Below are 23246 nucleotides of genomic sequence, written 5' to 3' on the forward strand. Positions count from 1 at the left end.
CCTTATTCCTCGGTCAACGCGGAACCTGCCCGGTCGAGCAGCGGTTTGAACAAATAGTTGAGGAGTGAACGTTCACCGGTGCGCACGAACATTTCCGCCGGCATGCCAGGCTTGATCACCAGACCGTTGAGTTTTTCCATGGCCTGATCGCTGACGCTGCTGCGCAGTACGTAATACGGCGCACCGGTTTTCTCGTCGATCATCTGGTCGGCGGAGATCAGGCTGACTTCGCCGGGCACGCGCGGCGTGCGGCTCTGGTTGAACGCCGTGAACAAAATGTCCACCGGCAAGTGCGTGCCGACTTTGTCGACGAGGTTGACCGGCAGGTGCCCTTCCACCTCCAGACTCGTCCCTTGAGGCACGATCTCCAGCAAGGTTTCGCCCTGACGCACCACCGCGCCCACGGTGTGAACCCCGAGGTTGACCGCAATGCCATCGGCGGTGGCGATGATCTCGCTGTGTTGCAGATCGAACCCGGCGGACGTCAGTTGCTCTTCCAGCGTCACGCTCTTCAATTGCGCATCGGCCAGTTGGGTGCGGACCTCTTTCTGGTATTCCTCGATGTGCTGTTGCAGTTTCAGCCGCGATTCGAGGATGCCCTGCTCCACACGGCCGCTGTCGCCGGTGTTTTCTGCCAATTGCTGCTGAACTTGCGACAGTTGACGCTGGTACTCCATCAACCGATTGCGCGGGATGTAGCCGTTATCCGCCAAGGGCTGAAGGTTGCTCAGCTGTTGTTGCAGAGAGCTGGCCTGAGCAGTCAAGTCCGTGCGGGCGCGGCGCATGCCGGCCAGTTGCGCGCTCGCGCCTTCGATGCTGGCGCGCAAGGCAGCCTGCTCGCGGGAAAACGCTTCACGGCGGCTGCTGAACAACTGCCGTTGACCTTCCAGCACCAAGGCCAGACGCGGGTCAGGATTGTTGCTCAGTTCAGTGGGGAAACTCACTTGCTTGAGGTTGTCCCGTTCACTCTGCCACCGCGCCAGACTGGCCCAGGCCATGCGGTATTGCGCTTGCAGCGATTGCACGTCAGCGGCGACTTGTGTCTGGTCGAGCTGGAACAATGGCTGGCCCTGCTTCACCACTTGACCCTCACGCACCAGAATCTGGCTGACCACCCCACTGCTCATCGATTGCACGGCTTTGCGCTTGCCCGACACCACGACCGTGCCTTGCACGGGAATGCCTTGGTCAAGCGGCGCGAGGCTGGCCCAGGTGAAGAAACTGCCGGCGCCGACGATCGCCAGAATCCAGCCCATGCGGACGAAGAAACGCGCGTCGCGCTCAGGGCGTTCTGCGATGTAGTCGTGTTCCATGGTGGCTTCGCTGATGTTGCTCATACGCCCGAATTCCTTGTCGAGGGCTGATACTGACGGCTCATGCTGAGCCCACCCGGCGCTTGCGCGGTTTTTTCCCGCTGCTGTTCGTGGGCACCGGAAAGTGCCTTGAGCACGTCCTGGCTTGCACCGAAGGCTTGCAAGCGCCCTTCGCTGAGCACCAGCAGCTTGTCGGCCTGGGCCAGTGCCGAGGAGCGATGGGTCACCAGAATCACGCTGGTGCCTTGGGCTTTCATTTGCGCGATGGCGCTGGCCAGTGCCGCTTCGCCCACGGTGTCGAGGTTGGAATTCGGTTCATCCAGCACCACCAGGCGCGGGTTGCCATACAACGCGCGCGCCAGTGCCACACGCTGCTTCTGGCCCCCGGACAAACCGCTGCCGTCCTCGCCGAGCACGGTGTCGTAGCCTTGCGGCATGCGCAGAATCAGTTCATGAACGCCGGCCTGCTGCGCGGCTTCAACGACTTTTTGCGGGTCCGCCTCGCTGAACCGGGCAATGTTTTCGGCGATGCTGCCGCTGAACAATTCGATATCCTGAGGCAGGTAACCGATGTAGGGACCGAGATCGTCGCGGTTCCAGCGATGAATGTCCGCGCCGTCGAGCCGCACCGTGCCGCCCAGCGTCGGCCAGACGCCAACGAGCACCCGGGCCAATGTCGATTTGCCGGAACCGGAAGCCCCGAGCACGCCCAGCACTTCCCCGGCACCGAGGCTGAAATTGACCAGGTGCAACGTGGCTGCCCGTTGCCCCGGCGGCGCGGCGCTGACCTGTTCGAACGCGATCTGGCCTTTCGGCGCCGGCAGCGCCATGGCCTCGTCACTCGGTGGAAAGGCTTGCAGCAACGAATCAAGACGACGGTAAGCGAGCTTGGCGCCGCTCCACTGTTTCCACACGGCGATCAATTGGTCGATGGGGCTCAGGACCCGCCCCATCAGGATGGAACCGGCGATCATCATCCCGGCCGTCATATCACCCTTGATCACCAGCAGTGCACCCAGCCCCAGCACCAACGATTGCAGGCACAGGCGCAGGGTTTTGCTCAGGGAGCTGATGACGGAACCGGTGTCGCTGGCCTGGTTCTGCAAGCCGAGGAAACGTGAATGGACCTGGAACCAACGTGTACGCAACGCCCCGAGCATGCCCATGGCCTGAATGGTTTCGGCGTTGTGCAGATGACTGGTGGCCAGTTGGCTGGACTTCTGGGAAAACCCTGCGGCTTCGCCCAAGGGCTTTTTGGTCATTGACTCGTTGAGGCAAGCAAGGCCGATCAACAGCACCGTGCCCACCGTCGCAAACACGCCGAGCCAGACATTGAACAGGTAGATCACGAACAGATAGACCGGAAACCACGGCGCATCGAAGAAGGCAAACAGCGCAGGACCGGTGACGAATTGGCGAATTTGCGTCAGGTCCCCCAAGGCTTGCCCGGCGTTGCCCTCGCCCCGAAACAGGTTGCGCTCGAATGCGGCCTGATAAACCCGCAGGTTGAAGCGGCGCTCCAGTTGGCTGCCGATGCGGATAACGATGAAGCTACGCACGATCTCAAGCAAACCGATGAAGGCAAAGAACCCGACCACCATCAACGACAGCATCGCCAGGGTGGTTTCATTTTGCGAAGACAGCACGCGGTCGTAGACCTGGAGCATGTAAATCGACGGAACCAGCATCAGCACGTTAATTAACGCGGTAAAACAACCGACGCTGATCAGGATGCTCTTGTAGTCGCCCAGCGCTTTGAATAAGGGTGCGGTGGCCGGGCTCTTTGCCATCTTCATGGATTATTCCTGAGGTGTTATTCCTCGCCCTGTCGGGCGAAGTTTCCATTAACTGTCCGCGCAGGGGCGGATATAGGCTTTGCGGGAACGTTTACAAACTAATAACAACTTTTCGTGGACAACAGGGCGCTTCGATTAGTTGCGTAGTGCTTATGTCGGCAATGACGAGCGTTATATTCGAGTCGTGTTATTGCACCTGGCGCACAAGTGTTATGACCAGATCGGATTTCAATGTGGCTTTATACGATCCGTCGCGTTGGCGGCTGAGAAATAGAATCTTCGAACCTTCTTTACCGGTGATCGCCAGGCCATCCGGCTCAGGGAACCAGCCAATCGCAGATTCGCCGTCCAGCCAGGCGCTGAGACAATCGGCGCCCTCACCCAGCGTCTGTTTCGGTTGAAAGTCGATGACGCAGACGTTGGACGGTTTGTCCTGCAACGCCTGAGACTCTGGCGAGTCATCTTTGGCGATCAGGGTCGCCTGCCACTTGCCAGCCAGTTCCGAGGGGTCTGCTAATTTCAGGCTGCTCGCCATGGCTACATCTCCAAAAATCATCATGAACGTCGCCAATAGCCACGCGGTTGCTCTGTCAGTGAAGCCGTTATGGATCATAAGGCGCTTTACTCATTTCAAGGGGCAGAGAGCAGCGCGTCTGCGCCGCCCTCCTTTTCACCTCACATCATGCAGCGATGTCGGAGTAAGCCGCCTGGCCCACAGTGCTGACCAGGAAATCAGCCACGCCATGCCCGGAGAAGTCCACCGACAACAGGCTGTTGCCGCCCGAAGAGGTCAACACCGCATCGCCTGCCGCACCGGTGAACGAGTTCACGAAATGCAGGCCCGCGCCGTTGGTGATACCGGTCAGGTCGATCTTGTCCAGGCCGCTGACAAAATCGAGGATCTGGTCGACTGCACCGGGTTTGGAATCGCTGCTGGCGGCGAACACGAAGGTATCCGAACCGGCACCCCCCCACAGTTTGTCCGCGCCGCCCGCGCCGAAGAGGATGTCGTTGCCGGCACCGCCCTTCAGTTCGTTGGACACACTGTTACCGATCAGCAGGTCGTTGCCCGAACCGCCGATAGCGTTCTCGACGGTGACGCCCTTGGCGATGGACACGTTACCCACCAGGCCGCCAACGTCGGAGAACGAGGCCTCATTGAGGTTGATCTTCTGGTTTTGGGTAAAGCCGGAGAAGTCCAGGGTGTCCTTGCCGCCCGCATCCCAAACCGAAAACACAACCTTGTCCGACGACGAAGTCGCGCTCAGGAAGTCGCGCCCGGCGTTGGAGTTGAAGCCGTAAGTGGTGTCGCCAGTACGGGTGGTGGTGTTGGCGCCGTAGAGCTTTTGGATGGCCGCGATATCGTCCATCAGCGGACCGGACGAATAGGCTTCGACGCCGCCCTTGCTGAAGTTCTGGCTGGTATTGCTTTCACTCCAGTAGCTCATGACGCTGTAACCGCGGGTGTCCTGCCCGTAGGACGCGTCGTTGTAGGTCGGAGCGCCCTCGCCGGCGTTGTAGTCGCCAGGATGGGCCAGGCCCAAGGTGTGACCGATTTCGTGGGTCAGGGTTTGCCGGCCGTAATTGTTCAGGTCCGGCGTCTTGTTTGGCGTGTAGCTGCTGTTGGTCAGGTACCAGGAAGTACCGTCGTAACCCGCGCCCGTGCCAGGCAGATAGGCAAAAGCCGCCGCACCATCCTGACCGCCGCTGTAGTTACCGAAGGTCATGTGACCGTCGCCGCCCGCGGCCTTATCGGTGAACGTGACATTGGCCACGTCGGCCCAGGATTGCATGGCCAGCACGGCCTGGCCTTTCTGCTGAGCGCTGAACTGGCTGAACCCGGTGATCCCGTGCTTGTTCATGGTGCTCGACGACGCCGAGGTCAGGAACGTGTAGGTGAGTTCGATTTTGCCGCTGCCGTCCTTGTCCTGGTAGGCAGCGCCATCGCGCAGCAACTGGGTAGCTGCCTGGTCGACGGAGAAGGAGGGTTTGCCATTGACCGTGAGGTTACCGCCCCGATCATACTGATGGCTGAAGCTATTGATCTGGTTGAACGCAGAACTGGATGCAGCCAATGCGTGCAGTGGCTGGAACGCCTGTTCGGCGGTATCAATAGCGTTGTCTTTTACTTTCGACATAAACACACTTCCTTGTTTAGCTATGGAACAGTTTTTTGTCAGACAGCAACAATCTCTGGCGAGATCGTCCTATCACTCGCCCAATGAAGGCGAAAGAAAACTGACACAATTCGAAATCAAACGTCTACATTTTTTTTGACGTCAAATTGAGTTGTTCCAGCAAGTACCCGGAAACAATGCCTGTGCTGTCGAAATATTGTTTGTTAGATGGCGGTTTGCGCAAATTGTCTGACGATTTGTTATTTAATTATTAAATAGAGGTAAGTTGCTTTTTGTCGATGGGGTCTCACTTTGCGTGAGTTATTAATATGAGTGCCAGCGCATTGATATCAGTTGGATCTTCATTGGATTAGAGATTTTGGCGACTGCTGCGCAGCCGAACGCAGCCTTCGGCAGCTGCTACAAGGATTGCGGTGTACGCGAAACCTGTAGCAGCTGGCGCAGCCTGCGTTCGGCTGCGCAGCAGTCGTCAGACACTCACAACCAACACGCATCCCAAAGCGGATAATCATGAGCGCGCGTCACTAGTCCTGCTCGTATTGGGTTGGCCACGACATACCGGGCAAGCGCCTTCACATCTTCCTCCCGCCGAACCGCACGATCGTGGTACCCCTTCTGCCACAGCCGCCCTCGCCGCCCCAGCGCTTGATTAACAGCCAAACCGCTCCGGGATTTGATACGGCACATCAGCTCCGCCAGTGTCTTGTCGTGCAGCTGCACCAGGCAGTGCATGTGATCCGGCATCACAACCCATGCCAAAAAGTCGGCCCAACCCTCCTCCTGCGCCTGACGCAACTCCTGAACAACCAACCTCCCCAGTCGCCAATCAACAAAAAACGGCTGCCGTTGGTCAACGACAGCCGTTATCAAATAAATACGCCCTGGCTCAGAGAAGCGACCAATACGCAGATGACCAGCATTCAAGCAGACAGGCATTCCATTGCCTCTTAACCATTGAAAGGAGGCCAAGAATCTACAGCGTTACCTGCCAGCCCGACTGGCCGCAATGACTACAAGATATGAAGCCTTAACTCCCGGTCCGAATCTTGTTCCACACCCGCGTACGAACCCGGTCAATGTTCAGCGGCATCGCCTCCAGCGCAAACAATTTCCCCATCATGTCCGGGCTCGGGTAGACCTTGGTGTCGTTCTTGATCGCCGGGTCGATCAGACTGTCGGCCTGCTCGTTACCGTTGGCGTAGTGCACGTAGTTGCTGATGCTGGCCATGACGTCCGGGCGCAGCAGGTAGTTCATGAAGGCGTAGCCGGCCTTTTCGTCCGGGGCGTCTACCGGCATGGCAACCATGTCGAACCAGATCGCGGCGCCTTCCTTGGGAATCGCATAGCCGATGTCGACGCCGTTCTTGGCTTCTTTCGCGCGGTTTTCGGCTTGCAGAATGTCACCGGAGAAGCCGACGGCCACGCAGATGTCGCCGTTGGCCAGGTCGCTGGTGTACTTGGACGAGTGGAAATACCTGACATACGGGCGGACTTTCATCAGCAGAGCTTCGGCTTTCTTGTAGTCTTCAGGGTTTTTGCTGTGATGTGGCAACCCCAGATAATTCAGTGCCGCCGGCAGCAGCTCGGGGCCGTTATCGAGGATTGCTACGCCGCACTTCTGCAGCTTTTGCATGTTTTCGGGTTTGAAAATCAGGTCCCAGGAGTCCACGGGCGCGTTATCACCCAACACGGCCTTGACCTTGGCGATGTTGTAACCGATGCCGGTGCTGCCCCAGAGGTACGGGAAGCCGTGTTCGTTGCCCGGATCGTTGGTTTGCAAGGCCTTGAGCAGCGCCGGGTTGAGGTTTTTCCAGTTCGGCAGTTGGCTCTTGTCGAGTTTCTTCAGCGCCACGCCTTGAATCTGCCGCGCCATGAAGTGGTTGGACGGAAACACCACGTCGTAGCCGGATTTGCCGGTCATCAATTTGCCGTCGAGGGTTTCATTGCTGTCGAAGACGTCGTAACTGAACGCGATGCCGGTTTCTTTCTGGAAGTTTTTGGTGGTGTCCGGGGCGATGTATTCCGACCAGTTGTAGATCTTAACGGTCTCGGCCGCGTGGCCGAGGGTCGCGAAAAGCGCAAGGGGAGCCAGAGTCAGTGTCTTTCGGATCATGAGTCGATTCCTGATGGGTTTATTGTTGTTGGCAGGCAATCAGAGGATCAAAAAATCAAAACGTAGGTCTTGCGCACGGTTTCCTGGATATCCCAGATACCGAGGCTGTTGGCTGGCAACATCAGTGCATCGCCGGCTTCTATGTGCAGGGTTTCACCGTCATCCGGGGTAAACGTGCAGCGCCCCTGGATGAAGTGACAGAACTCCTGGGCGACGATCTGCCGCCGCCAGCGGCCGGGCGTGCATTCCCAGACGCCGGTTTCGACCCCATCGTCGCGTTCGACGCTGGTGGTCGAAGCCACTGCCACGGGCATGCCCAGTGGTACGGCGACCGGTTTCGACCCTTCCAGCTTCAGGGTTGCGGTGTTCTTGAATTGCGTGATGCTCATGGGAGTACCTGTCGATTGAGCCTATAGATGAAGAGCGCGCCGTTTACTGCATGAAACCTTCCATGAAGCCGGCAATACCGGTGGCCAGTTTGCGACGCCATGGTGCGGTGGCCGGGTTGGCCAGCGTCTGGTCTTCATGGGCGAAGCTGCGGATGATCGCGTTGTAGCCAAGCCAGCGGCAGGGCTCCGGCTCCCAGGCCCGGAGCGCGTCGAGCCCTCCCTGGATGACCCACGGTTGGCGAATCAGCTCGGTGTCGCGCTGTAGAATCAGGTCGGCCAGAGTCCGGCCACCCAGGTTGCTGGCACCGACGCCCTCCCCGCCATAGCCACCCGACAAGGCGATGCCGCTGGCCTGATCGCACAACATGTGCGGCTTGAAACGCCGGGACATCCCCAAATTGCCGCCCCAGGCATGGGTAATCCGCACGTTCTTGAGCTGCGGGAAGAGTTCGCCAAACAGATATCGCCGCAGCTCCACTTCGCTGGTGGTCAAGTCGAAGTCATGGCGCAACTTGGCAGCAAACTGATAACCGCCCCGTGCGCCGAATACCAACCGGTTGTCAGCCGTGCGCTGACCATAAGTGACCTGGCGGCTGCTTTCGCTGAAGGCCTGGCCGCGACTCAGGCCGATTTCGTCCCACGTGGCAGCGGATAGCGGCTCGGTGGCCACTATCAAGCTTTGCACCGGCAGCTGATAACGCCCCAACGGTGGCAAGGTGACCGAGTAACCTTCGACCGCCGGCACGATCCAGCGGCTGCGAACCAAGGCTTTCGCAGTACGCAGGCCACCGGACCGCCATTGGGTGACCGGGCTGTTCTCGTAAATCCTGACGCCCATTTTCTCCACCGCCCGAGCCAGACCTCGCACCAACTTTGCCGGGTGAATGGTCGCGACGTGCGGTGCATAGATACCGCCATAAGGTTTGGCGACTCTGATCTGTTGCGCCAACTGCTCGGGGCTAAGCCAGCAGTAGTCGCTTTCGGTCAATCCCTGGCTATAGAGCGTGTCGAGATAGTGCCGAAGGCTGGCTTCCTGTTCCGGATAGCGGGCAGCGCAATACAGCGCCCCGCCTTTGCGGTAATCGCAGTCGATGTCTTCACGCGCGAGGACCCTACCGACTTCATCCGGAATGCCGTGCAGCAAATCGAAAGAAGCCCGGCGCTGTTCGGGCGGCAAGTCGGCGAGCAAGCGGTCTTCGCCCAGCACATTGCCCATCAACCAGCCGCCGTTACGCCCCGAGGCGCCAAAACCGGCAGTTTGCGCTTCAACGATGGCAATGCTCAGGTCGGGCGCCTGGCGCTTGAGGTAGTACGCAGTCCAGAGCCCGGTATATCCCGCGCCAATGATGGCGACGTCGACGTCCAGATCCTGTTCCAGCGCCGGACGCGCCAATAATGGCTCGTCGAGTTGATCCATCCACAAACTGATAGTGCGCCACGCCGACATGCAAGACTCCGCCACTCAAACTTCGATGGCGTCGATCCTAGTGCGTGGACTTAGAGGCTGTCTTGCGCGCGTGCACGCAAAGAAATTTGTTTTACGTAGGCCTTCGGCGACTGGCCGGTGTGCTGACGGAAGCAGCTGTAAAACGCCGACAGCGAATTGAACCCGGCGGCAAACGCCAGTTCGTCGATACGCAGTGGCGGTGTGGCGTTATCCAGTGCCGCGAGCAAATGCTGCAGGCGCGCCTGGTTGACGTATCGATAGAAGCTCTGGCCAAGCACCTGATTCAGCAAGTAGGAAATTTGATTGCGGCTGTACCCGCACTCCTTCGCCACCCGTTGCAGGTCGAGTTCGGGATCGAGATAAGGTTGTTGGCGCTGAAAATATTGCTGCAAGTCTTCAGCCATGAAACTCAGCTGGCGTGCAGACAGCCCGAGTCGACTGACCGCCGGGCGTTGGCTGCTGGCGGCTTTGCTGACGGGCTGTTCATGCACCAGCGAGGCGTATTCGTTGACCCGCCAGATCAGTCCGTCACGTACGGTAATCGCCTCGCTGGCCCGGAATGACACCAGACCTTCACCGCCGCGAAGGGTTATACGGTACTGAATAAACGCCGTGTTGCCGTCCAGGCGAATGCGGTCCGAGTGCTCCAGGGCCTCATCGGGATCGCGGGGCATGCTGCTGCGCACGTATTTACGTAATTCGGACAGCCCCATCACACGGTTCTGGAAAAAATCGCTGTACTGAATCTCTGGGTGATAGAGCGCCATCACCCCGTCCAGGTCCCGGTGTTTCCAACGCAAGTGATAACGCATCACCGTGTCACCCGTGGCCTGGGTTTGCAGCGGACCATCATCATCGGCGTGCATAAAGGACTCGGCGAGAAAAAGCCGAGCTTGCCGAAATTCCGTCTCAGCTTCAATGACCAACCAGTGGTGGCCAACGGCCGAACACCGACCATTCCCATGACCTGCATCAAAAAAACTGAACCAATCGCTAAACGGCCTGAAAAAACCACATTGTTTTCACATTTGGCTGCTACTTTTAAAGGCAGTCACCGGTTGAGCCATTGAAGGTTCTTCCCTCCTAACATGAGCTAAAGGAAGCGCTCGATGAATAAGGCGGGCTACATATGAATAGAGGGTTCAGTAAAGTCACCTTTCCAAACGCCTGCCAGCTGATGCGCTGGCATTTTCATCCCATGGGTTTCGAGGCGAACATGGATGCGCCGGGCAGTATGATCGCCCGTCTATTTGACCGTGCCAGTGGCGAGACCATGATCGCCATCGCCGGCATTCCTTGCGCGACGGTAATGAATGCTGCGGATGTAGAACGAATAATCGAAGCGGTGGAAGACGAGCTTGAGGCTTTCATTCCGTCCGCCGCCCTCAGGAGCTATGCCTGAAGGCCGAACACTCAACAACAAGCCCACGTTAAGTGGGCTTTTTTGTGCGCGACGATTCACGCCGATGTCTTGCCCAGTCGGTGATCGGCAAAGAACACTTTGCCTTTGCCGATCCGATCGGAAGCTTTAGGCATATTGGCTGCCTGGGTGTCTTGCCCATCGACATACCAATAGCAATGACTCACCGCCCGAGTGATGCCGACGTAAGCCAGCCGCAGGATCTCGTCTTTCTGTGCGCTGTCATACGCTTCGCTGTCGCCTGTCTTGCCAAGACCCGCCATGCGGTAGACCTGGTTCTTGTACGGAGAACTGGTCAGGTGCTGACAATCACCCAGCAGGAACACGGCGTCAGCCTGAAGTCCCTTCGCGCTGTGATAAGTCAGCTGCTTGAGCCTTCGCGCTTCGTACGGCAAGCTAGAATCCACATTAACTACAGACTGAATATGCTCTTCTATCAATAACTTATCGCTGCTTTTTCGATAAAGCATCAAGATGGAATCGCCCTTTCTGTAGTGCTCCATCAGGCGCTGGGCCATGCCTTGATCGTCACGATCGAGAACGTTAACCGGCAGCAATGCCTTCGGCTCGCCACTGGCCTTGGCCTTCTTGCCAGCGATCGCCGGCGCCGCACGAACGATATGTTCGGCGGCATCGATGATGTGCTGGTGACTGCGGTAGTTGTCGCTCAGCATGACTTTGGTCGTGCTGGGCGAAGGGAACTCCTTGTTGAATTCCATGAAGTACGTCGGCGAACTGCCCCGCCAGCCGTAGATGGACTGCCAGTCATCGCCGACACAGAGCAACGACGAACGTTGTGCGCCGCGCCCCACGTGCATGGCCGGGCCACGACTACGGATTTCCGTGAGACTCGCGCGAATCCAGGAAACGATCTGCGGCGATACGTCCTGAAATTCGTCGATCATCAAGTGCGACATCGGCCTGAGCAGCTCATCGCTCAGCAGTTTCAGGTTTTCCGGCGAATGTTCGCTGAACAAGGCGAACATCCGGTTGTAGGTCATCACCGGAGGCTTCTGATCAAGCAGATGATCTTCCAGCGCTCGCCAGTACAGGCTCAAGGCCTCGAAGAAAAACCGGTCGGGGTCGTCCTTGGCAAAACTCATCTGGCCCACGGCATTGGGTACATCCAGGCCAAGATTCTCGATAAATCCGGCGGCAGCGACAAAACAGTCCAGTAACGGCGCAGAGCTGAGCTCGCCCTTGACCTTGTAATCGAAGCCCGGCCCGGCACTGGCATCGCCTCCAAGGGACGCCAATACACGCTTTGATGACTCGTAACTATCCAGCCATATCAATGGTTTACGACAGAAAGCTTGAAACAGGGTGCGTTTTACCGCCCATTCCGCGCGCACGCTCAATTTGGCATTAGGGCGGCTGACCTGCGGGTTTTCCCGGGGATCGAATCCCAGCACCACCCAAGCATCCAGGCTCGGAATATAGCCATGACAATGAAATGTTGAGCCGTTGATATCGAACGTGTGGCGCTTCGGCTCGATGCCTTTGATTGGCCAGGCACCCGCGCGAAACCACAAATCTTCAATAGCGTCGCAGAGCTCTTCGTCACGCTTGGCGGCCAGTTCGGTCACGGCCATGCGTTTCTGCACGTCCGGGTGATCGCGCTCCAGCTCCTTGAGTTGCAGCGCGTGACGGGACAACGGCTTGATCAATTCGCGAAAGCGCTCATTGCGAGTGTGCAGGCTGTGATAACAAGCGTTGAGTTGCTGGCGCTGGGCGTCGTTGATGCGCAGGTCGAAAGGATTGCTGTCGACCTCCTCATCGCCGTTTTGCGCACGGTGACTGAGGTTTTCGAAGGCTTGCAGCCGCTCGAAGCCCGGCAGACTGCGAACCATCGGCAGGATTCGCGAATGGAAGGTGCGCACCAGTTCACGCGCCTCTTTGAAACTGAGCGACCGGCCCCAGAGTGCAAACAGCTCGATCAGTTTGTTGATGAAGTCTTTGCGCGACTCACGGGTAAAGGTCACCACCGTCATCGAACTCAGCTCGAATCCCAGATAGTGGGTCAACAGCAAAATTCGCAACACCAACGTGGTCGACTTGCCCGCGCCCGCGCCAGCAATCACCGAGGTCGAGGGTGTATCGCTGAAGATCATTTTCCACTGCGCGGCACTGGGCTGGGCGTGTGCTGGCAGCAGTCGAGCGACATCCGTCTTCATGCGCTTCTTCAACTCAGCGCTCAACGGCAGACGCCAATCGTCGAACAGATTCTCGTCAACGTTGGGCGGCCGGTGTTCGGTCGAGCGCGAGTCGCGGATCAACAATACCTGCCGGCCTTCCTCCAACCCTTCAAGTTTGCCTTCCTTATAGCCGTAATCCACCCCGGCGCTGTGCCCGCTGCGAAAGCCGTCGGCCTGGCCGTGCAGCCAGGATGCCCTGTGTTGTGCGCGCAGACGCGTCAGGCCGTGACCAAAGAACCGGGCGGCCAGACGCTTGAGCAGCGGCATCTCGGCCAGGGGACGAAGTTCAGGAGGAAGATCGGGGGTGTGTTGCGGCACGCGGGCTGACTCCAGGGTGTGAGGCTGTTGAGGGCTATGGTGTCTGCATTTGCCGTTCAGTTCTAGTGAAATGCTTACAGGTCATTGGCTTATGCGATGAAGTGAAGGTTGGGTGAGAGTCTTTCGAGGTTATTTGATATCAAATTATTCGATTGTATTGAGGCATTTTTTACGCTTTTTATCGATCAGTACCTGATAGATGATGCTCGCCATCAACCACCGGTTCGCGTTTCGTGGCTCAGGCGCTCTGCCCCATGACGAACCTTTTCAGGAGACGATCATGCTTGAACTCAGACCTTTCAAATCCCTGGGCGGCGCTAACCATGGCTGGTTGGATGCTCATCACCACTTTTCGTTCGCCGAATACCATGACCCAAAACGCATGAACTGGGGCAACCTGCGGGTGTGGAACGACGACGTGATTGCCTCTGGCACCGGGTTCCCGAAACACCCGCACCGGGACATGGAAATCATCACTTATGTCCGTGAAGGCGCAATCACTCACGAAGACAATCTGGGCAACAAGGGTCGTACCGAAGCGGGCGACGTTCAGGTCATGAGCGCCGGCACCGGGATCGCCCACAGTGAATACAACCTGGAGGCGACCGAGACCAGAATCTTCCAGATCTGGATCATCCCGAACGAAACCGGTTTGGCACCGTCCTGGGGCGCCAAGCCTTTTCCAAAAGGTCAGCGCGAAGGTTTCGTAACGCTGGCGAGCGGTAAGGCCGGCGACGATCAAAGCCTGCGGATTCGAGCCGATGCACGATTGGTGGCCGCGAACCTGAAGGCCGGTGAATCCGCCGAGTATCGCCTGGACAATGGCCGTCGCGCCTATCTGGTACCGGCCACCGGCATCATTGAAGTCAATGGCTTGCGTGCACAAGCTCGAGACGGCATTGCGGTTGCCGATGAGCAGGTGTTGCGGGTGACCGCAATCGAAGACAGTGAAATCGTCCTGGTGGACCTGGCTTGATCTTGTAAACAGCGGGACAAAAAAAGGGGCGACCGTCATGGCCGCCCCTTTTTACATTCTGGATTACTTCGCAGAGATCGCGCCGTCCACCAGTGTTTGCGCTTCTGCCACCAATTGCTTGAGGTGTTCGTCACTGACGAAGCTTTCAGCGTAGATCTTGTAGATGTCTTCGGTGCCCGACGGACGCGCCGCGAACCAGCCATTCTCGGTCATGACTTTCAGACCACCGATCGCCTGGTCGTTACCCGGTGCGTGACTGAGGATGCTCTGGATTGCTTCGCCCGCCAGTTGGGTCGAGGTGACCTGGTCCGGCGACAGTTTGCTCAGTAGTGCCTTCTGTTCAGGGTTGGCCTTGGCATCGACGCGCACCGAGAACGGTTCGCCCAGTTCATCGGTCAAGGCGCGATAGGCCTGACTTGGGTCGCGGCCGGTGCGGGCGGTCATTTCTGCGGCCAGCAGTGCCGGGATCAAGCCGTCCTTGTCGGTGCACCAGACGCTGCCGTCCTTGCGCAGGAACGAAGCACCGGCACTTTCTTCGCCGCCAAAGCCCAGAGAGCCGTCGAACAGGCCGTCAGCAAACCACTTGAAGCCGACCGGCACTTCGTACAGGCGACGACCCAAACGTTTTGCCACGCGATCGATCAAGCCGCTGCTGACCACGGTTTTACCCACGGCCGCATCGGCGCGCCATTGCGGACGGTTCTGGAACAGGTAATCGATCGATACGGCGAGGTAGTTGTTCGGCGCAAGCAAACCACCGGACGGGGTCACGATGCCATGGCGATCGTGGTCCGGGTCGCACGCGAATGCTACGTCGAAACGCTCTTTCAGACCGATAAGGCCCTGCATGGCGTGGGTGGACGATGGGTCCATGCGGATCTGGCCATCCCAGTCGACCGTCATGAAGCGGAAGGTCGGATCGACCTGTTTGTTGACCACTTCCAGATCCAGACGGTAATGCTCGGCAATCGCCGACCAGTAGCGCACCCCTGCTCCACCCAGCGGATCGACACCCAGACGCAGCTTGGCATCACGGATGGCGTCGAAGTCGATCACGTTGATCAGGTCGGCGACGTAGGTATTGAGGTAATCGTGACGATGGGTCGTGCTGGCCTTCAGCGCCTGCTCGTAGCTGATGCGCTTGACGCCGGCGAGCTTGTTGCTCAGCAGTTCGTTGGCCTTGGCTTCGATCCACTTGGTGATGTGGGTATCGGCCGGGCCACCGTTGGTAGGGTTGTATTTGTAGCCACCGCTTTGCGGCGGATTGTGCGACGGCGTGATGACGATGCCGTCCGCCAGGCCCGACGTGCGCCCGCGGTTGTAACAAAGAATGGCGTGGGAAATGGCCGGTGTCGGGGTGTATTCGTCACCTTCGGCGATCATTACCGTCACGCCGTTGGCGGCCAGCACTTCAAGGGCACTGGCACCGGCCGGGGTGGACAACGCATGGGTATCGATGCCGACGAACAGCGGGCCGTCAATGCCTTGGGCTTCGCGGTACAGGCAGATTGCCTGGCTGATCGCCAGAACGTGCCATTCGTTGAAACTCAAATCGAACGAGCACCCTCGATGCCCGGACGTACCAAAAGCGACGCGCTGGGTCGAGATGGCGGCATCGGGCTGACCGGTGTAATAGGCCGTTACCAGTCGCGGGATGTCGACCAACAGTTCTACCGGTGCCGGTTTGCCCGCAAAAGGACTGAGTGTCATGCAAAACCTCTGAAGTCTAGTGGTTCAGGAATAGGAACGCAGTTTACTGGCAGTTTGACCGCAGTGCGATGGGATCGATCCATGAGTGTCACACAGGGTGTGTGACCCCGTTCAATCGATCGACTCCAGACGCAAGGCGTCCCCTAACAAGCCCATTGCCGCGGCAAGATCGTGATCACCGCCGAAGGTGTGACTCAGGCGCAAGTGTTGCGCATGCAAGCCCTGGAGACTGAACAGCTCTCCCGGTGCGATCACCACCTGGTGCTTGAGCAGGCGCTGGAACACCCGACGTACATCGACCTGGCGCAGCGAACGAACCCAGATGGTTGCACCGCCCTGGGGTTCGACAAAGTGCAAGGCATCTCCCAGACGCTCCTGCAACAGCTGCGTCATCTGCACCTTGCGGTCCTTGAGCATCCGCCGTAATACCTGAAGGTGCTGATCGACACGTCCATTGCCATACAAGCGAGCGATGGCTTTCTGGCGAATCGGTGACAAGCGGAACGAACGCAGCAGAAAGTACCGTTGCAGTTCAGCACTGAAATGCCGCGTCAGCAGATAGCCGTATGGCGCCTCCGGTCCGATGACTTTCTCGAAGGTGGAAAACACGATCAGCCGATCGGGGTCCAGCAAGTCGCGAAACCGCTGGCCGTCCGGTTCGAATCCGAGTTCGCCGTAGCAGTCGTTTTCCAACACCCAACTGCCATGTCGCTCCAGCAACTGCGCGACGACTTGTCGGTTGTCGTCGGGTGCCAGGCTGCCTCGCGGCATGTTCAGCCCGGATGAAACCATCACCAGCCGCACCGGCTCGGTCTCCAGCAGCTCCTTGAGCCATTCGACGTCCAGGCCACCGCTGGATTGCACCGCCAACTCGATCACTCGCACCTGCGCAGCCTGGAGCAATCGCAGAATCGCCCAGTCGCACGGCGACTCGACCAACACCGTGGCGTCCTTGAGATTCAACACAGCGATCAGCATTTCCAGCACGCCACGCAGGTCGGCGCCAATATAGACATCGTCGGCATGCCAGCAGCGCAGCGGCGAGGTGGTGTAGCGCGCTGCCAGGGCAATGCGCAACTCCAGCTCGCCGCAAGGTTGCGATGACGGTTGCGGCTGACGCGGATACTGGCGCAGCAGTTCTCGTTCCAGCAGTAACAACGGACTGTCGAGGGGTTGCAACAACGCCGGTTCATCGGCGCTCAAGACCAGCATTCCGGGGCGTCTGGCGTTGACATAAACGGTTTCGAGCAGGTCGTTGCCGCTGCTGAGCGTGCTGATGGAGGACACCGGTAACGCGTAATATCCGGACTTGGCCACCGAATAAACGCGCCCTTCCTTCTCCAGCAGCGAATAAGCGTACTGAATGGTCGAGATCGACACGCTCAGACGCTCCGCCAACTGTCGCAACGAAGGCAGACGGACTCGCGTGTCACTGACCGGTTCGTTGATCAGGTTAGTCAGATATCGGTACACCGCCTGATACGCGAAGTCAGTTTCTCGTGGCCCTTTCATGGGTGAGGGCCGAATGCCGTGTGAACGTCATCATGCATCGTCAAGGAATCTGTCAAGCCGCGCACTTTCAGCGCCCCGCTGACCATTCATCCGCCACCGCCGTGTCGTCGTCATAGTCGGCTGCTTCGGCTTGCAAACCTGCGCCGCCGAGTTCCGGGGCGCCTGCCCTACCCTCATCCGCAGACACCGGGCCCATGCGGTAAAGCTTGCCGATCAAACTGACAGGCAACCCGCTGACGTCGGTCATCCATTGCAGAACCTGCTCCGACACCGGATTGCCTTGCATTGCCCGGTGCAAATCAGGCATCGCCACGAGCATGCCGGGGTGGCACTCGCGCAGAAAGCGCTCAAGCGCCGCGCCATTTTCGACGAAAGGTGAAAAGAGCAGGCACACCAGTTGAGCCTCGCTCAGGCCAAGGTTTTTTTGAGCCTCGGCCGTTGCCAGCACGCGCTGCTCGGCCAATGTCGCCGGATTGCCGAACGCCTCTACCGCTTGCTCGCACAACCGTTCCGCCAGTTGTTTGCGCCGCATCATCACCAATGCCCGTTGCAGGTATTCGGCGACACCCGTCTCGTAGCCGCGGCCGTGCATGAAGCACGATTGCAAACCCCGCATGTGTGCAGAGATAGAAAGGCTGACGTACTCGTTGTCGCTGAGCTGTGCCGCCAGTTCGTCAGGTTGAAAACCGAGAAACTGTGTGAGCAGCGGCCAGCGCTCTTCCAGATTGCTGACCAGCAAGTCGTGAATGTCGATGTACGTGGCGCGACGACAGGCCTCAAATCGTTCGGCCGGACGCCACGCAACCTGCCTATGCTCAGCATAAAAAGCGCGGTAGCAGTCGCTGCCCAGTTCATCGAGCAGCGCGAAAAGCGCCTCGTAGCCGGTTTCGTGGTGATTCGAGGTCTTGAGCCCGGCCTTGGCGGCAGCACGTTTCAACCCGTCGAGAAACTGCTTCTGCTGACGAGGTGAGTCGCTGCTGATCAATGCATCGACACCGCTGTCCCAACGAGCTATTTGCCCATAGAACTCACCGGTGGCCAGATACCCGTCGTCCCATAGATCAAGCGGCCCGTTCCAGGCGCGACAATGGCCAACCATCAAAAGATTGAGCCGACTCGACTCACGGCCGCCTTCGGAAATCGGCGCCAGGTGGTTGAACGGCAGGACTTCCCGGTTATCAACCATCAACAATTCGACCCGAGGATCGTCGTAGAGGAACAAGGCGCTGTAGCTGCGATGGATGTTTTCCAGGGCCGTCGGGCTTGCGCCGTTCAAGCGCAAGGATGCCACTCGCAACTGGAATGTCGCTGGCGCCCGGCCGGCGATACTCAGCTGTGCAGCGCGCAGCAGCGCCAGGGTGTAACAACTGTCGCGGGACCCGGACTGAATCGCCAGTACCTTGTATTCGCCAATACGCTCCATGCCCCCGGCGGCCACCACCAGTCGCTGAATCATCAGCTGCAATGCCGTGCGTTCGGCGCGCGAGAAGAAACTCAGCAATCGCTGCAGCACTTGCTGATAGACATAGTTCATCGCTTGGTCATGGATATTGGTCATCTTCATTTACCTGATGCTTGTAAGTTCGATATCGCGCCAACAACGACATGCATTGCGCAATGGGTTGCTTGCCACGATTGAAGTACTGGACGTTATTGCCAAATGCTAGCACTTAAGCTTTTAGTAATTATTTGAAATAACTAGAAGTCTCCCCTGCCCCCGTCAGAGACAGGTGGCTGCGAACCCCTGTAGAGCTGGCCTCTTGCGGCTGCGAGCGACATCCTAGGAAACGTCCGACAGCGTCCCACAGACAATTAGCACAAGAAATAGAGAAAGAAGTCACCCATGTTTTTTTGGCAACTGCGCAACGACGAACTATTGGTCGGATATGTATTAACAGTGTGTATTGAAAAGTATCAAGCCGATACCCAGCCATGACTCATTCCTTGAGATGAAAGTAATCATTCAATTATCAAGGCTTATATGATGATTAGAAGATACAGATTGAGAGCAAAAACCAGTTCAGTTGCTGAACTGACCCATTGACGGGGCAATGGGACGTCTCATTTTGGCAGGTGCTGAAAACAGAAGAGTCCGTGGGCACGGACTCTTGCAGAGGGGGCTTATTTGAAGGGCTTATGCAGGCTCGACCTGGAGGGCGACCCGTTCGCGGCATGGGCATTCGTCCATGTAGCGGTGTGCTTCTACAAACTCGGCAAACGGGAAGACCCGAGTCTTGAGCGGCAGCAGCACGCGGTCGGCGGTCATCTGGTTGATGTCGCGCAAGGCGCGTTGCAGTGCGACCTGGTCCTGGATGATGCCCAGTTCAGGCTTGCCGGTGAAGTTTCCGATGCAGTGCACAAAGAACTGGATGTTCTTCTGGAACGCTGCGCAGGCCGGGAATGGCGTCTGGTTGCCACCTTGCAGACCGTACAGCACCAGGCTGCCGCGAGGTGCAAGCACATCGCCAAGCAACGACATCTGTGGACCGCCGAGACCGTCGAACACAACGTCCACGCCACGGTTGTCGGTGATCTTGTTGATCTGCATCAGCAGATCCTGTTCTTCGGTGACGATGACTTTCTCGGCACCCAGGGACAGCAGATTCTCACGCTCTTCCGCGGTCTTGGTTGCGGCAATGACCCGGATACCCAGAGCCTTGCCCAGCTGTACAAAGGACGGACCGGCACAGTGACTGGCGTCGGTCACCAGGGCGAATTGCCCGGGTTTGACCCGTGCCAGATCGACATAAGCGAAGTAAGCGATCAGCAGCGGAGTGTAATGCACGCTGGCTTCGATCGGGCTGAGCACGTCCGGGTAACGGGTGAGTGCCGTACGCGGCAGAACGATCTGCTCGCCGTAGACCGGATAATCGTTGGGGCTTTCAGCCGGGAAGCTGGCGACCTTGTCGCCGACTGCCAGATCATCGACGCCCTCGCCAACAGCCGTCACGACGCCGGACATTTCATGGCCAAGGCCTGAAGGCAGACGAGCGTGGGACGAGGCCAGGTTCTGGCGCCAGAGAATGTCGTACCAGCTGATGCCAATCGCCTCGACGCGCACCTGCACTTCGCCCGGAGCAGGGAGAGCGGCCGCATGCTCTTCGCATTTGAGCACCTCGGCTGGACCAAACTTGTGAAAACGGATCGTGCGGGACATCGCAAACCTCGTCAAAGAAACCTCTAATGCCCTGAACTCTATCTGGGCTTTCTACCCAAGACTATCAGTGGCTATTAATAGTCGACATGCCTGTCATTGATTCCGCAGCGCCGGTGACATCATCAAATGCCGTAAAACCGAAGCAGCCATTTCAGGAAAACTGAATTACTCGGTGCAGAGTAGCAGCCTTTCCCCTTAATATTCATGCCGGCCATTGTTCTCATATGGTCGCTCTCGTCAAGCTTGATGACTCTGCCAGGACTCCAGATGAATCGTAATGACCTGCGTCGTGTCGACCTGAACCTGTTGATCGTTTTCGAAACATTGATGCACGAACGCAGCGTGACCCGCGCTGCAGAGAAACTGTTCCTCGGCCAGCCGGCCATCAGTGCGGCGCTCTCGCGCCTGCGTGGGCTGTTCGATGATCCGTTGTTCGTGCGTACCGGCCGCAGCATGGAACCGTCCGCCCGGGCGGTGGAGATTTTCGCCCTGCTCTCGCCTGCACTTGATTCGATTTCCACCGCAGTCAGCCGTGCGGCGGAATTCGACCCGGCGACCAGCACCGCGGTGTTTCGCATCGGTCTATCGGACGATGTCGAGTTCGCGCTGCTGCCGATGCTGCTCAAGCGCCTGCGCGCCGAATCACCGGGGATCGTGCTGGTGGTGCGTCGGGCCAACTACATCCTGATGCCGAGCCTGCTGGCCTCGGGCGAAATTTCCATCGGCGTCAGCTACACCGCCGACCTGCCGGCCAACGCCAAGCGCAAAGTACTGCGCCGCAGCATGCCGAAGCTGTTGCGGGCCGACACGGTGCCGGGGCCGTTGAGCCTGGATGATTTCTGCGCACGGCCTCATGCGCTGGTGTCGTTCGCCGGTGACCTGAGCGGCTTTATAGATGAAGAACTGGAAAAGCTCGGGCGCAAACGACATGTGGTGCTCGCGGTGCCGCAGTTCAACGGACTCAGCACACTCATCAGCGGGACCGATATTGTCGCGACCGTGCCCGATTACACGGCTGAAGCGTTGACGGCGGCCGGTGGTGTGCGGGCTGAAGACCCGCCGTTGCCGGTGCGCAGTTTTGAATTGCACATGGCCTGGCGCGGGTCGCAGGATAATGATCCGGGCGAACGTTGGTTGCGGTCCAGGATCCAGATGTTCTTTGGGGATCCGGATAGTCTCGCTTGACCCTGATTGTTGTATCGGCACTGATGGCCTCTTCGCGAGCAGGCTCGCTCCCACATTGGTTTGCGGGATTCACAAATCCTGTGGGAGCGAGCCTGCTCGCGAAGGCCGTGACTCGGTTTACTTTTGCATTCCCCGCAACACAGAATTGTCATCAATCCAATTGATAGCCGCCTAACGAAAGGTGCATGCTAGAGAGCTTGGCTGGCGCTTATATCATTCCGAATGATAGTTACCTTTGCCTCATTCGATTCGTGCGATACAACCTCGCCGAGCATCATCCGTCCATTCTCAATACATTGGCGGATGCATCCATGGAACAATCACTCAAACATTTACGCTTCCCGTTGGCTCTGTTGGCCGTACTGGTGATGAGCGCCTGTGGCAAGACTCCGGACACGGCCGCCACTATGCCCGCAGCCAAGGTCAGCGTGGCCAAGGTGCTGGAACAACCGGTTAACGAGTGGGACGAATTCACCGGGCGCCTCGAAGCGCCGGAAACTGTAGAAATTCGTCCACGGGTCTCTGGTCAGATCGATGAAGTGGCCTTCACTGAAGGCGCTTTGGTCAAGAAAGGCGACCTGTTGTTCCAGATCGATCCGCGTCCATTCCAGGCCGAGGTCCGCCGCCTCGAAGCCCTGGTTGCCCAGTCCCGCGCCAACGCCACCCGCAGCGAAAACGAATCCCAACGCGGTGAGCGTCTGCGCACCAGCAACGCGATTTCCGCCGAGCTGGCCGATTCGCGTACCAGCGCTGCTCAAGAAGCCCGCGCCGCCGTCGGTGCCCTCCAGGCGCAACTGGACCTGGCCAAACTGAACCTGAGCTTCACCCGCGTCACCGCCCCAATCAGTGGTCGCGTCAGCCGCGCAGAAATCACCGCCGGCAACCTGGTGACCGCCGATACCACCGCGCTGACCAGTGTGGTGTCCACCGACAAGGTCTACGCCTACTTCGACGCTGACGAGCGTGTGTTCCTCAAATACACCCAGCTCGCTCGCCAGGGCAAACGCGGTGCTACCACGCCGGTTTACCTCGGCCTCTCCAACGAAGACGGCAACCCACACCAGGGCGTGATGAACTTCGTCGACAACCAGGTCAACCCGAAAACCGGCACCATCCGCGGTCGTGCCGTGTTCGACAACAGCGACGGCGCCTACACCCCAGGCTTGTATGCCCGTCTGAAACTGGTCGGCAGCGGCACCTATTCCGCCGTGCTGATCAACGACGAAGCGGTCGGTACCGATCTGGGTAAAAAGTTTGTGCTGGTGATGGATGCCGACAACAAAACGGTTTACCGCTCGGTCGAGCTGGGTCCGAAGATCGAAGGTCTGCGCATCGTGCGCAGCGGCCTGAGCAAGGACGACACCGTCATCGTCAAGGGGCTGCAACGGGTTCGCCCTGGCTCGCCGGTCACCCCTGAAGTGATCCCGATGGCCAGTGAACAAACCCTCGCGGCACTCGCACAACAACGACAAGCGCTGGAAGCCAGCAACCTGCCCCAAGTCGCACCTGCCAAGGTCGCGCCGGGTTCGGTTGTGAAACTGGCTGCTGCGACACCACGCGGTTAAGGGATCTCTACA

General features: G+C 58.5%; 18 protein-coding genes. 4 read left to right on the forward strand and 14 right to left on the reverse strand.

Features of this window, described 5'->3' with window-relative positions:
• Positions 1–2: 2 nt before the first annotated feature.
• From JFU47_RS04685 to JFU47_RS04725, 9 genes are all read right to left on the reverse strand, one after another.
• Positions 3–1337, reverse strand: a complete 1335-nt coding sequence (locus JFU47_RS04685; RefSeq protein WP_201181389.1) for an HlyD family type I secretion periplasmic adaptor subunit — start codon at positions 1335–1337, stop codon at positions 3–5.
• Positions 1334–3109: a type I secretion system permease/ATPase gene (locus JFU47_RS04690; RefSeq protein WP_201181391.1), complete on the reverse strand. Its 1776-nt coding sequence runs from the start codon at positions 3107–3109 to the stop codon at positions 1334–1336. The genes JFU47_RS04685 and JFU47_RS04690 overlap by 4 nt, the downstream gene beginning before the upstream one ends.
• A 187-nt stretch (positions 3110–3296) precedes the next feature.
• Complete coding sequence (locus JFU47_RS04695; protein WP_201181393.1) at positions 3297–3722, reverse strand: AprI/Inh family metalloprotease inhibitor; 426 nt, start codon at positions 3720–3722, stop codon at positions 3297–3299.
• Positions 3723–3789: 67 nt separating this feature from the next.
• On the reverse strand, positions 3790–5247 hold the full coding sequence (locus tag JFU47_RS04700) for a serralysin family metalloprotease (RefSeq protein ID WP_201181395.1): 1458 nt from the start codon (positions 5245–5247) through the stop codon (positions 3790–3792).
• A gap of 477 nt (positions 5248–5724) precedes the next feature.
• Positions 5725–6183, reverse strand: a complete 459-nt coding sequence (locus JFU47_RS04705) for an REP-associated tyrosine transposase (RefSeq protein ID WP_201181404.1) — start codon at positions 6181–6183, stop codon at positions 5725–5727.
• Positions 6184–6274: 91 nt separating this feature from the next.
• A complete protein-coding gene (locus JFU47_RS04710; protein ID WP_201181406.1) occupies positions 6275–7360 on the reverse strand; it encodes a polyamine ABC transporter substrate-binding protein in 1086 nt (361 codons plus the stop codon).
• A gap of 47 nt (positions 7361–7407) precedes the next feature.
• Entirely contained in the window at positions 7408–7749 is a 342-nt protein-coding gene (locus JFU47_RS04715) for a cupin domain-containing protein (RefSeq protein WP_140893940.1), read from the reverse strand.
• A gap of 43 nt (positions 7750–7792) precedes the next feature.
• Entirely contained in the window at positions 7793–9196 is a 1404-nt protein-coding gene (locus JFU47_RS04720) for an NAD(P)/FAD-dependent oxidoreductase (RefSeq protein ID WP_201181408.1), read from the reverse strand.
• Between the two features lie 50 nt (positions 9197–9246).
• Positions 9247–10062: a helix-turn-helix domain-containing protein gene (locus JFU47_RS04725; protein WP_201181409.1), complete on the reverse strand. Its 816-nt coding sequence runs from the start codon at positions 10060–10062 to the stop codon at positions 9247–9249.
• Positions 10063–10325: 263 nt separating this feature from the next.
• Here JFU47_RS04725 and JFU47_RS04730 point away from each other — a divergent pair, with 263 nt between their 5' ends.
• Entirely contained in the window at positions 10326–10598 is a 273-nt protein-coding gene (locus JFU47_RS04730) for a DUF1652 domain-containing protein (protein WP_201181411.1), read from the forward strand.
• A 56-nt stretch (positions 10599–10654) separates the two neighbouring features.
• Here the strand turns inward: JFU47_RS04730 and JFU47_RS04735 are convergent, their stop codons facing one another.
• Positions 10655–13129, reverse strand: coding sequence for a UvrD-helicase domain-containing protein (locus tag JFU47_RS04735; protein WP_201181421.1), 2475 nt, complete (start codon positions 13127–13129; stop codon positions 10655–10657).
• Positions 13130–13409: 280 nt separating this feature from the next.
• Between JFU47_RS04735 and JFU47_RS04740 the strand changes: the two genes are divergently transcribed.
• The gene (locus tag JFU47_RS04740) at positions 13410–14105 is read left to right on the forward strand and encodes a pirin family protein (RefSeq protein ID WP_123364433.1); all 696 of its coding nucleotides are present in this window, start codon (positions 13410–13412) and stop codon (positions 14103–14105) included.
• Positions 14106–14168: 63 nt separating this feature from the next.
• Here JFU47_RS04740 and pgm read toward each other — a convergent pair whose 3' ends face one another.
• The 4 genes from pgm to JFU47_RS04760 form a co-directional block, all read right to left on the reverse strand.
• Positions 14169–15815 carry a phosphoglucomutase (alpha-D-glucose-1,6-bisphosphate-dependent) gene (pgm, locus tag JFU47_RS04745; protein WP_140682763.1) on the reverse strand — a complete coding sequence of 549 codons (1647 nt, stop codon included), beginning with the start codon at positions 15813–15815 and terminating at the stop codon, positions 14169–14171.
• A 111-nt stretch (positions 15816–15926) separates the two neighbouring features.
• Entirely contained in the window at positions 15927–17327 is a 1401-nt protein-coding gene (locus JFU47_RS04750) for an aminotransferase-like domain-containing protein (protein ID WP_201181423.1), read from the reverse strand.
• 67 nt (positions 17328–17394) lie between these two features.
• A complete protein-coding gene (locus JFU47_RS04755) occupies positions 17395–18885 on the reverse strand; it encodes a hypothetical protein (RefSeq protein WP_201181425.1) in 1491 nt (496 codons plus the stop codon).
• 576 nt (positions 18886–19461) lie between these two features.
• Positions 19462–20484, reverse strand: a complete 1023-nt coding sequence (locus JFU47_RS04760) for a zinc-dependent alcohol dehydrogenase family protein (RefSeq protein WP_201181427.1) — start codon at positions 20482–20484, stop codon at positions 19462–19464.
• Between the two features lie 267 nt (positions 20485–20751).
• On the opposite strand from JFU47_RS04760, the gene JFU47_RS04765 reads away from it, so the two are divergent.
• Both JFU47_RS04765 and mexE read left to right on the forward strand, forming a co-directional pair.
• Complete coding sequence (locus JFU47_RS04765; RefSeq protein ID WP_008156370.1) at positions 20752–21669, forward strand: LysR family transcriptional regulator; 918 nt, start codon at positions 20752–20754, stop codon at positions 21667–21669.
• Positions 21670–21980: 311 nt separating this feature from the next.
• The gene (gene mexE, locus JFU47_RS04770) at positions 21981–23234 is read left to right on the forward strand and encodes a multidrug efflux RND transporter periplasmic adaptor subunit MexE (protein ID WP_033054979.1); all 1254 of its coding nucleotides are present in this window, start codon (positions 21981–21983) and stop codon (positions 23232–23234) included.
• Positions 23235–23246: the final 12 nt, after the last annotated feature.

Source organism: Pseudomonas sp. TH39(2020) (assembly GCF_016650715.1).
GTDB classification, from domain to species: domain Bacteria; phylum Pseudomonadota; class Gammaproteobacteria; order Pseudomonadales; family Pseudomonadaceae; genus Aquipseudomonas; species Aquipseudomonas mandelii_C.

Excerpts from the sequence above, each read along its gene's own strand:
- JFU47_RS04730 (WP_201181411.1), top strand. The coding sequence starts at position 10,326 with ATGAATAGAGGGTTCAGTAAAGTCACCTTTCCAAACGCCTGCCAGCTG.
- JFU47_RS04720 (WP_201181408.1), bottom strand. The coding sequence starts at position 9,196 with ATGTCGGCGTGGCGCACTATCAGTTTGTGGATGGATCAACTCGACGAG.
- JFU47_RS04755 (WP_201181425.1), bottom strand. The coding sequence starts at position 18,885 with ATGACCAATATCCATGACCAAGCGATGAACTATGTCTATCAGCAAGTG.
- JFU47_RS04760 (WP_201181427.1), bottom strand. The coding sequence starts at position 20,484 with ATGTCCCGCACGATCCGTTTTCACAAGTTTGGTCCAGCCGAGGTGCTC.
- JFU47_RS04740 (WP_123364433.1), top strand. The coding sequence starts at position 13,410 with ATGCTTGAACTCAGACCTTTCAAATCCCTGGGCGGCGCTAACCATGGC.
- JFU47_RS04725 (WP_201181409.1), bottom strand. The coding sequence starts at position 10,062 with ATGCACGCCGATGATGATGGTCCGCTGCAAACCCAGGCCACGGGTGAC.
- JFU47_RS04695 (WP_201181393.1), bottom strand. The coding sequence starts at position 3,722 with ATGATCCATAACGGCTTCACTGACAGAGCAACCGCGTGGCTATTGGCG.
- JFU47_RS04715 (WP_140893940.1), bottom strand. The coding sequence starts at position 7,749 with ATGAGCATCACGCAATTCAAGAACACCGCAACCCTGAAGCTGGAAGGG.
- JFU47_RS04765 (WP_008156370.1), top strand. The coding sequence starts at position 20,752 with ATGAATCGTAATGACCTGCGTCGTGTCGACCTGAACCTGTTGATCGTT.
- pgm (WP_140682763.1), bottom strand. The coding sequence starts at position 15,815 with ATGACACTCAGTCCTTTTGCGGGCAAACCGGCACCGGTAGAACTGTTG.
- JFU47_RS04685 (WP_201181389.1), bottom strand. The coding sequence starts at position 1,337 with ATGAGCAACATCAGCGAAGCCACCATGGAACACGACTACATCGCAGAA.
- JFU47_RS04710 (WP_201181406.1), bottom strand. The coding sequence starts at position 7,360 with ATGATCCGAAAGACACTGACTCTGGCTCCCCTTGCGCTTTTCGCGACC.
- JFU47_RS04690 (WP_201181391.1), bottom strand. The coding sequence starts at position 3,109 with ATGAAGATGGCAAAGAGCCCGGCCACCGCACCCTTATTCAAAGCGCTG.
- JFU47_RS04700 (WP_201181395.1), bottom strand. The coding sequence starts at position 5,247 with ATGTCGAAAGTAAAAGACAACGCTATTGATACCGCCGAACAGGCGTTC.
- JFU47_RS04750 (WP_201181423.1), bottom strand. The coding sequence starts at position 17,327 with ATGAAAGGGCCACGAGAAACTGACTTCGCGTATCAGGCGGTGTACCGA.
- JFU47_RS04705 (WP_201181404.1), bottom strand. The coding sequence starts at position 6,183 with ATGCCTGTCTGCTTGAATGCTGGTCATCTGCGTATTGGTCGCTTCTCT.
- mexE (WP_033054979.1), top strand. The coding sequence starts at position 21,981 with ATGGAACAATCACTCAAACATTTACGCTTCCCGTTGGCTCTGTTGGCC.